The 8089-nt window shown below is 72.1% G+C and carries 10 protein-coding genes; 9 read left to right on the forward strand and 1 reads right to left on the reverse strand.

Going from position 1 to position 8089, the window contains the following annotated elements:
- Positions 1-220 precede the first annotated feature (220 nt).
- The 5 genes from ACWV17_RS24410 to ACWV17_RS24430 all read left to right on the forward strand — a co-directional run bounded on the left by ACWV17_RS24410 (position 221) and on the right by ACWV17_RS24430 (position 4298).
- On the forward strand, positions 221-1069 hold the full coding sequence (locus ACWV17_RS24410; protein WP_455361393.1) for a putative protein N(5)-glutamine methyltransferase: 849 nt from the start codon (positions 221-223) through the stop codon (positions 1067-1069).
- A 48-nt stretch (positions 1070-1117) separates the two neighbouring features.
- On the forward strand, positions 1118-1429 hold the full coding sequence (locus ACWV17_RS24415) for a DUF1490 family protein (RefSeq protein ID WP_455361394.1): 312 nt from the start codon (positions 1118-1120) through the stop codon (positions 1427-1429).
- A 14-nt stretch (positions 1430-1443) separates the two neighbouring features.
- The gene (locus ACWV17_RS24420) at positions 1444-2358 is read left to right on the forward strand and encodes an HAD-IC family P-type ATPase (protein ID WP_455361395.1); all 915 of its coding nucleotides are present in this window, start codon (positions 1444-1446) and stop codon (positions 2356-2358) included.
- A gap of 96 nt (positions 2359-2454) precedes the next feature.
- Positions 2455-3510 carry a permease gene (locus tag ACWV17_RS24425; protein ID WP_455361396.1) on the forward strand — a complete coding sequence of 352 codons (1056 nt, stop codon included), beginning with the start codon at positions 2455-2457 and terminating at the stop codon, positions 3508-3510.
- Complete coding sequence (locus tag ACWV17_RS24430) at positions 3507-4298, forward strand: TIGR03943 family putative permease subunit (RefSeq protein WP_455361397.1); 792 nt, start codon at positions 3507-3509, stop codon at positions 4296-4298. The genes ACWV17_RS24425 and ACWV17_RS24430 overlap by 4 nt, the downstream gene beginning before the upstream one ends.
- Here the strand turns inward: ACWV17_RS24430 and ACWV17_RS24435 are convergent.
- Complete coding sequence (locus tag ACWV17_RS24435) at positions 4268-4933, reverse strand: DUF6629 family protein (RefSeq protein WP_455361398.1); 666 nt, start codon at positions 4931-4933, stop codon at positions 4268-4270. The two genes, ACWV17_RS24430 and ACWV17_RS24435, sit on opposite strands and share 31 nt — an antisense overlap.
- Before the next feature lie 123 nt (positions 4934-5056).
- Between ACWV17_RS24435 and ACWV17_RS24440 the strand changes: the two genes are divergently transcribed.
- From ACWV17_RS24440 to ACWV17_RS24455, 4 genes are all read left to right on the forward strand, one after another.
- On the forward strand, positions 5057-5587 hold the full coding sequence (locus ACWV17_RS24440; protein WP_455355777.1) for an AMIN-like domain-containing (lipo)protein: 531 nt from the start codon (positions 5057-5059) through the stop codon (positions 5585-5587).
- A gap of 89 nt (positions 5588-5676) precedes the next feature.
- The gene (ku, locus tag ACWV17_RS24445) at positions 5677-6630 is read left to right on the forward strand and encodes a non-homologous end joining protein Ku (protein WP_455355773.1); all 954 of its coding nucleotides are present in this window, start codon (positions 5677-5679) and stop codon (positions 6628-6630) included.
- 118 nt (positions 6631-6748) lie between these two features.
- Entirely contained in the window at positions 6749-7306 is a 558-nt protein-coding gene (locus ACWV17_RS24450; RefSeq protein ID WP_455355774.1) for a hypothetical protein, read from the forward strand.
- A 35-nt stretch (positions 7307-7341) separates the two neighbouring features.
- Positions 7342-7959: a hypothetical protein gene (locus ACWV17_RS24455; RefSeq protein WP_455361399.1), complete on the forward strand. Its 618-nt coding sequence runs from the start codon at positions 7342-7344 to the stop codon at positions 7957-7959.
- Positions 7960-8089 lie beyond the last annotated feature (130 nt).

Genomic DNA, 8089 nt, shown 5'->3' on the forward strand with positions numbered 1-8089 from the left:
CGGTGGGGAGGCTCTCGTCCTGTGTCTCCCGACGCTACCCCTGGGCGAGGGGTTCGCCGCTTCGAGGCGAACGGGTAGTGTTGCGGGCTCCAGCAGTGAACGTCCGAGGAGGTGAGACCCATTACCGCTGTGTCAGGCCGGGTGCTCTCATCTCACGGTCGTGCGGTCGCCTCGGCGTAGGTGACCGGGAGGGCACCCTTCGGCATCCCGAAAGGTCCCCATGTCGCTTTCCCCGTCACCGCTCCACCCGTCCGTCATCGTCACCAGACTCCGTGCCGCCGGCTGTGTCTTCGCCGAGGACGAGGCGCGGTTGCTCATCTCCACCGCTCGCACACCGGCCGACCTCTCCGCCATGGTGGAGAGGCGAGTTGTCGGTCTGCCGCTCGAACACGTCCTCGGCTGGGCGGAGTTCTGCGGGCTGCGGATGGCCGTCGAGCCCGGCGTCTTCGTCCCCCGGCGCCGCACGGAGTTCCTGGTCCGCCAGGCCGCCGCTCTGGCCCGCCGCACCGCCGGGCACACCGGCCGGACCGCGCGGGAGGCGGTGGTCGTGGACCTGTGCTGCGGCTCGGGCGCGGTGGGCGCCGCGCTCCTCGCGGCCCTGGACCGGGCCGAGTTGCACGCCGTCGACATCGACTCCGCCGCCGTACGGTGCGCCCGCCGCAACGTCACCGCGCCCCGCGGCCGGGTGTACGAGGGCGACCTCTACCAGCCGCTGCCCGGCACGCTCCGGGGCCGCGTCGATGTGCTGGTCGCCAACGCGCCGTACGTACCCACCGGGGCGATCGGGCTGCTGCCGCCCGAGGCGCGCGACCACGAGCCCCGGGTGGCGCTGGACGGCGGCGCGGACGGTCTCGACGTACAGCGGCGGGTGGCCGAAGCGGCGCTCGGGTGGCTGGCGCCGGGCGGGCACCTGCTGATCGAGACCAGCGAGCGCCAGGCGCCGCGGACCCTGGAGCACGTCGCCCGCAGCGGGCTGATCCCGCACCTGGCCACGTGCGAGGAACTGAACGCCACCGTCGTCATCGGAACCAGGCCGGGGCGAGAGTTGGCGGCCGGGCGCGCAGATTGAAAGGGAGAGCTCCGCACGATCCGCCGGGAGCGGGCGGAAGGAGTGGTTATGCATCCGGTTGCACTGCTCGGAGCCGCGGCCGGCCGTCTCGCGCACTACGCCGTCTCGGGTGTGGTGGGCGGCCTGATCGTCCAGGGAGCCGCCAAGAAGCTGCCCGCGATGAAGCCGGCCGCCCGTAAGGCGCTCGTCGGCAGCGTGGCCGGCGGGATCGTGGCCGGCCGTTGGGTCGCCTCGGCGGCCGAGGAGGCCCGGCTCAAGGCGGGTGACGTGGTCGCCGAGGCGCGTGGCACGCTGGGTGAGGAGGCGCCGTCCCCGTCCGTGGTCGGTGTCGAGGGCCACGAACACGACCACGAGCACTGACCATGTCCGGCGCCGTGCCCGATGACAGGCCGGATGCCACGTCCGGGGTGGTCGTACAGTCCGTTGCCGCGGGCCGGGTACGGCTGACCGTGCCCTGGCTCCGGGCCCGGCCCGGCTGCGCCGGGCTGGTCGACGAGCGGCTGATCGACGTACCGGGCTTCTGTGCGCTGCGGATCTTCCCGCGTACCGGAAGCGTGCTCATCTGGGTGGCGCCGGATCTGCTGGACGCCGGCCGGCTGGTGGCCGCGCTGGAGGAGGCGCCGCCGGCCTCGCTCCCGGCGAGGCCCAGCCGGTCCACCCCCGACTCCTCCACCGGAGAGATCTCCCGGCTCGTCGTCGGCGGTGCGGTGCTGGCCGTGGTGGCCCTGCGGCGGCTGGTGTTCCGCCGCCGGCCGTGGGGGGACTCACCGGAGACCGCGCAGACCGTCGCCGACACCCTCGGCATCACCGAGGTCCACGCCCACGCCCTGCCCGATGCCAAGCTCCAGCTGATCCGCGACCTGCGGGCCGAGGGGCATCTCGTCGCCATGGTCGGCGACGGCACGAACGACGCCCCCGCGCTGGCGCTGGCGGACGTCGGCATCGCGATGGGAGCGCACTCCTCGCACGTCGCGCTGGAGACGGCCGACATCGCGCTGGCGGGCAACGACCTCCAACAGGTCGCCGCCGTGGTCGAACTCAGCCGCCACACCTTGCGGGTCGTACGGCAGAACTACGGCCTGGCCATCGGCGTCAACCTGCTCGGCCTGCTGGCCGGGGCCGGCGGCTCCCTCAATCCGGTCTTCGCGGCACTGCTGCGCAACACCAGCAGCATCGCGGTCGTCGGGAACTCGGCACGGCTCGTCCATCACACGCCGCGCCTGCCGCAGCCCGGCGGGGCGGGCCCGGCCCGGTACGCCGCGCCGCTCGAGGACCGCCGCGTGCGCTGACGGCCCGCCGGCCCCGGCGGGCGGGTGGCCCTGCGAGCCCGGCGTCCCAAACCTCCGGTTATCGTGAGGACTTCTCAACAGACGACCGGAGCTGAAGTGAAGAACCCGGAAGGCCTGGTGGAGCCCGCCCGGGTCGAAACCGCTCGGCCGTCGGCCGGCGACACCCCTGACCGTGCCGTACGCGATCGTCCCGGCCGCGCGTCCCTGGTTGCCGCGGGCGCGTTCTCGGTGCTCCTGCTCGGCACGCTCGCCTGGGCGACAGGAGCCGGCGACCGGCTGTCGCACCCCGGTTTCCTGGCGTGGCAGACGATCTGTGTGGCCATCACCGTCCAGGCGCTGCCCTTCCTGCTGCTCGGCACCCTGATCTCCGGTGCCGTCAACGCGTTTGTCCCGGCTCATGTGTTCAGCAAGGCCCTGCCGCGCAACCCGGCTCTCGCGGTGCCGGTGGCGAGTGCGGCGGGGATCGTGCTGCCCGGCTGTGAGTGCGCGTCGGTGCCGGTCGCGGGCAGTCTGATCCGGCGGGGCGTCACCCCCGCCGCCGCTTTCGCGTTCCTGCTTTCCGCCCCCGCGATCAACCCGATCGTCCTCGCCTCCACCGCCGTCGCCTTTCCCGGCAGCCCGGAGATGGTCGCCGCCCGGCTCCTCGCGTCGCTCGCCACCTCCGCCGCCATGGGCTGGCTGTGGCTGAAGCTCGGGCGGGCGGAGTGGCTGCGGATGCCGGCCCGGCACACCGGCCACCAGGCCGGGCGCAGCCGGTGGGAGGAGTTCCGGCTCGGCTTCCAGCACGACTTCCTGCACGCGGGCGGGTTCCTGGTGGTCGGTGCCATGGCCGCGGCCACCTTCAATGTCACCGTGCCGCGCTCTGTGCTGGAGACCTTCTCCGGCTCGCCCTGGCTGTCGGTGCTCTTCCTGGCCGCCCTGGCCATCGTGCTCGCCATCTGCTCGGAGGCGGACGCGTTCGTCGCCGCGTCGCTGACCGGCTTCTCGCCCACGGCCCGCCTGGCGTTCATGGTGGTCGGCCCGATGGTCGACCTCAAGCTGATCGCCCTGCAGGCAGGCACCTTCGGCCGTTCCTTCGCCCTGCGCTTCTCGACGGCGACCGCCGTGGTGGCCGTCGCGTTCAGCGCCCTGACCGGGTGGTGGCTGCTGTGAGACGCCACGTCCAGAGCGTGCTGCTGCTGCTGATCGGGGCCGGCGTCCTGCGCGTCTCGCTGTTCAGCGACATCGCGCTGCGTTACGTGAAGGAAGGGCTTCAGCCCTTCCTGGTCGCCGCGGGGTTCGTGCTGGCCGGGCTGGGACTGGTCGCCGCGTGGCGGGACGGCGTCCCGTTCGCCCGCATGGACCACCTCGAAGACGAGGACGAGGACGAGGAGAGTGATGCCGGCGGCGGCTCGTCGCACGCGTCCCCGGGACACGGCCACGGACACGATCACAGCCACGGCCCCCGCGTCGCCTGGCTGTTGCTCCCACCGGCGCTCGCGCTGCTGTTCTTCGCGCCTCCGGCCCTGGGCGCGTACACGGCGGCACGCGACAACGCCAAGGTCGTCGAGGAGTACGACCGCTTCGAGCCGCTGCCGGCCCGGGGCCCCGCCCCGCTGTCGCTGACGGAGTTCATCGCCCGGGCCCAACAGGACGAGAAGCAGAGCCTGAAGGGCCGCACCGTGGTGATGGAAGGGTTCGTCACCCCCGGCAGGAACGGCACCTGGGACCTGACCCGGCTCCTGGTCTCCTGCTGCGCCGCGGACTCGCAGTCCCTGACGATCAGGGCGTACGGAGCGCCGCCCCCGGACGCCGACACCTGGGTACGGGTGACCGGCACCTGGCACCCGGGCGGCACACTCGGCACCGCCTCCGCCGCCCTCGCCCTCGACGTCACCTCGCTCCAGCGGATCCCGCAGCCCGCGGTCCCCTACCGCGACTCGGCTCCGGCAGTCGGCTGAAACGGCCCGGCCTGCCCGCCGGCCGAGGCGTTTCGCCGGCGTACCCAGCCGAACACGACGACGGACGCCACCGCGGCGAACGCGCACCAGGTCGAGACGAACTCCAGCCGCCACAGCAGTGCGCAGACCACCGCCCCCGCTCCGACCAGGGCTCCGAGCAGCCGCAGCAGCGGATCACCGCCGAGCAGCAGGGAGCCGACGGTGGCGAGCAGGTAGCCCGCGAGGAGCAGCGGCGCGGCCGGCAGGTCCAGGACGTAGCCGAGGGTGTGTCCGCGCACCTCGGCCGTCACGGGCCGGGTGGCGAGGCAGTACGTGAGGGCGGCGGCCGTGACGAGACCCGCGGCCACGCCCGCCCGCAGCCGGGGCCGGGCCCGCGGCGGTGCGGCGAGCAGTACGCCCAGGGGAACCCACAGGGCCAGCACGGGCAGGGCGATCACGGCCCAGGCCAGGGTGGCCGGGCCCGTACCGCCGCCGGAGCGCCAGACGACCGACTCGATGATCTGGTGGGCGCCCAGGAGCAGCGGCAGTGCGGCGAGCGGCAGGTCACGTGCCCGGCGTACGGGCACGACACACGCGAGGCCGATCGCGCAGATTCCGGCGCCCGCGACGAGATCGGCGGTAGCGCTCCAGCACATGCCCCACCCCGGTTCCGAAAAGATTGTGGCGATTGCGCGCGTATCGCGTGCAACCGTACGTCGTGTGCGGATGTCTCCCCTGGTGACACCACTGTCCCCGTACCAGGAGAAATGGGGGACTTCATGTATCACCGTCAGCGCCTCGCGGCTGTCGCCGCCGGCATCCTTCTCACCGCCGGGGTCGGCGCCACGCTTCCCGCATCCGCTTCCACGCAGTCCCGGACAGCGCAGCAGGCCCCCTCAACCGCTCTCGTCGTCAACGCCCGCTGGGGCGGCCACTCCACCTTCGACCGGGTGGTCATCGATGTCCGGGGCACGATGCCCCCGGTCAGCGTGAAGCCCGTCAAGGAACTGCGCTACGACGGCTCCGGGAAGAAGGTCCCGCTCGCCGGGAAGTACTTCCTGGAGATCAAGCTCTCCCCCGCCGCAGCGCACAACGAGGCCGGCAAGCCGGTCTACAAGGGCCCCCGGCTGGTGAAGATCTACCTGCCCAAACTCAAGGGCCTCGCCCTGACCGGCGACTTCGAGGGAGTGGTCACCTTCGGAGCCGCGTTCCAGACCAAGCCGGTGTACAAGACCTACAAGCTCCACTCACCGGAACGCTTCGTGCTCGACATCAGGCACACCCCGCCGGCCGGCTGCTCCGCCCGCTGACGACCGCCCGGACACTCCGGTCCCCCTGTCGCGTCCCAGCCGCGACCTGCTTAGGCTGGTGCTCCGCCAGGGGGGCCTGGAGGTCCGCGATGCCACGCCCCGTGTGGAAGGGGGCCATCAGCTTCGGCCTGGTGACCATCCCCATCTCCGTACAGCCCGCCACCGAGAACAAGTCGATCGCGTTGCGGCAGTACCACCTGGAGGACATGGGCCGGATCCGCACCCGGAAGGTGTGCGAGACCGAGGGCAGGGCCGTGCCGAACGAGGAGATTGGCCGCGGGTACGAGCTGTCGACCGGCGACACGATCCAGATCACGGACGAAGAGCTGGACTCCATGCCGCTGCCCACGGCGAAGGCCATCGAGATCATCGGGTTCGTGCCGGCCGAGTCCATCGACCCGGTCCGCATCGGGGCCAGCTACTACCTCGCCGCCGACGGTGCGGTAGCGGCCAAGCCGTACACGCTGCTGCGGAAGGCGCTGGAGAGGTCCAGCAAGGTCGCGGTCGCCAAGTTCGCCTGGCACAACCGTGAGCGCCTGGGGCTGTTGCGGATCAAGGGAAAGGCACTGGTCCTGCACGCCATGCACTGGCCGGACGAGATCCGCGATCCGTCCGCGGTCGCCACGCCGGATCCGATGGACGTGCCGGACGAGGAACTGTACGCCGCCGAGGAGCTGATGAACGCGTACGGCAAGGTCAGGGTGAGCGAGCTGCACGACGAGTACCGGGCCGCCCTGGAGCGGGTCATCGAGGCCAAGGCCGCCGGGAAGCAGCCCCCGCGGCCCGAGGAGGCGGCCGAGCCCGCCGGTCAGGTCGTCGACCTCATGGCAGCGTTGCAGCAGTCTGTCCAGTCGGCGCGCGCGTCCCGCGGAGAGGACGCAACCGTGCACGACATGCCGGCCCGGAAGAGGGCCGCGAAAAAGGCCCCCGCCAAGGAGGCCGGCGCACAGCAGGCCCCGGCGCGGAAGAGCGCGGCGAAGAAGACCGCCGCCAAGAAGACGCCCGCGAAGAAGGCAGCCGGCCGCAAGCCGAAGAGCGCGTAGGGCCTGTCCGGCCCTGATCCGCCGGACAGGCCCTAGGGCTTTATGCCCTAGTTTGCTGGTGGATGCCGGGGGCAGAGGCGCAGTACGGGGACTGACGTGACGCCCCGTGGAGGATTCGATGTCTACCACACTCATCGCCATCATCGTCGCCGTCGCGGTTGTGTTGGTCATCATCGGCGTGGCGCTCTGGATGCAGTCGCGCCGGCGGCGTCTGCGGGATCACTTCGGACCCGAGTACGACCGCACGCTCGAGGACGAGGGCAGCCGGCGGGCCGCCGAGCGCGAGCTGCGCGCCCGCGAGGAACGCCACGACAAGCTCGACATCAGGGAACTGCCGGCCGAGACCCGGCATCAGTACGCCGATGAATGGAGCAGCGTCCAGGAACGCTTCGTGGACCGGCCCGGTGCGGCCGTCGCCGATGCGGACCAGCTGGTGACCAGGCTCATGCGGGAGCGCGGCTATCCGACCGACGGATACCAGCAGCAACTGCAGGATCTCTCGGTGGAGCACGGCCGCACGCTGGAGCACTACCGCGCGGCCCACGAGGTCAACGCGCGCAGCAGCGACGGACGCGCGACCACCGAGGAGCTGCGCGGAGCGATGGTGCACTACCGCGCGCTGTTCGAGGAACTTCTCAGCAACCAGGGCGGCCGGCCGGGGGCCGACGGCACATGAGCCGGACGAGGTGAGACGAGATGCGACGAGATGACATGCGAGAGCCTGGCGACAGCGGTCTGCCCGGCGAGGGAGGCCTGACCACGGAGAACCTCGCCCACCCGCAGGAGGGTGCCGACGAGGGCCGCGACCTGGACGAGGGCCGCGAGATGCGCGACGAGGACACCGCCGTGCAGGGCGAACCAGGCTCCGCCGAGGGGCAGTCGGCCGTCTTCCCGGGAGAGGCGACGGGTGAGTGGGGGCAGCAGGACGAGCCGGGCCCCCCGGACACCGCCGGCCAGGAACGCGCCGCCGAAGCCCGGGCGGAAGAGGCCCAGGAGGCCGAACAGCAGGCAGGCACGGGCGCGGGCGCCGCAGCGGCGCGGGACGAACAGGGAGACCAGGACCAGCCACTCCTCAGCCCCGAGGACGCGGAGGGTTACCGGAGCAGCTGGGGCGACATACAGGGCAGGTTCGTCGACGACCCGCGGGACGCGGTGCGCTCGGCCGACGCGCTGGTCGCCGAGGTGATGCAGACGCTCGCCCAGTCGTTCTCGTCCCACAAGCAGGGCCTCGAAGGCCAGTGGGACCGCGGCGAGGAAGTCCCGACCGAGGATCTGCGGCTCGCGCTGCAGCGCTACCGTTCGTTCTTCAACCGGCTGCTGAGCACCTGAGCCTCGCCCGGCGCCCCACCGCCGATCCTGGTAGGAAAGGGGCATCGGGCACGAGGGCCTGTCCGGCGGATCAGGGCCGGATAGGACGCGGCGTCTGGTGCACTGCGCTTCGCTCCGTCTCCGCTCTTTT

It is taken from the genome of Streptomyces mabaensis, from assembly GCF_053763515.1.

Coding starts and splice junctions, on each gene's coding strand:
- ACWV17_RS24410 (WP_455361393.1), top strand. CDS start 221: ATGTCGCTTTCCCCGTCACCGCTCCACCCGTCCGTCATCGTCACCAGA.
- ACWV17_RS24415 (WP_455361394.1), top strand. CDS start 1,118: ATGCATCCGGTTGCACTGCTCGGAGCCGCGGCCGGCCGTCTCGCGCAC.
- ACWV17_RS24435 (WP_455361398.1), bottom strand. CDS start 4,933: ATGTGCTGGAGCGCTACCGCCGATCTCGTCGCGGGCGCCGGAATCTGC.
- ACWV17_RS24440 (WP_455355777.1), top strand. CDS start 5,057: ATGTATCACCGTCAGCGCCTCGCGGCTGTCGCCGCCGGCATCCTTCTC.
- ku (WP_455355773.1), top strand. CDS start 5,677: ATGCCACGCCCCGTGTGGAAGGGGGCCATCAGCTTCGGCCTGGTGACC.
- ACWV17_RS24450 (WP_455355774.1), top strand. CDS start 6,749: ATGTCTACCACACTCATCGCCATCATCGTCGCCGTCGCGGTTGTGTTG.
- ACWV17_RS24455 (WP_455361399.1), top strand. CDS start 7,342: ATGCGAGAGCCTGGCGACAGCGGTCTGCCCGGCGAGGGAGGCCTGACC.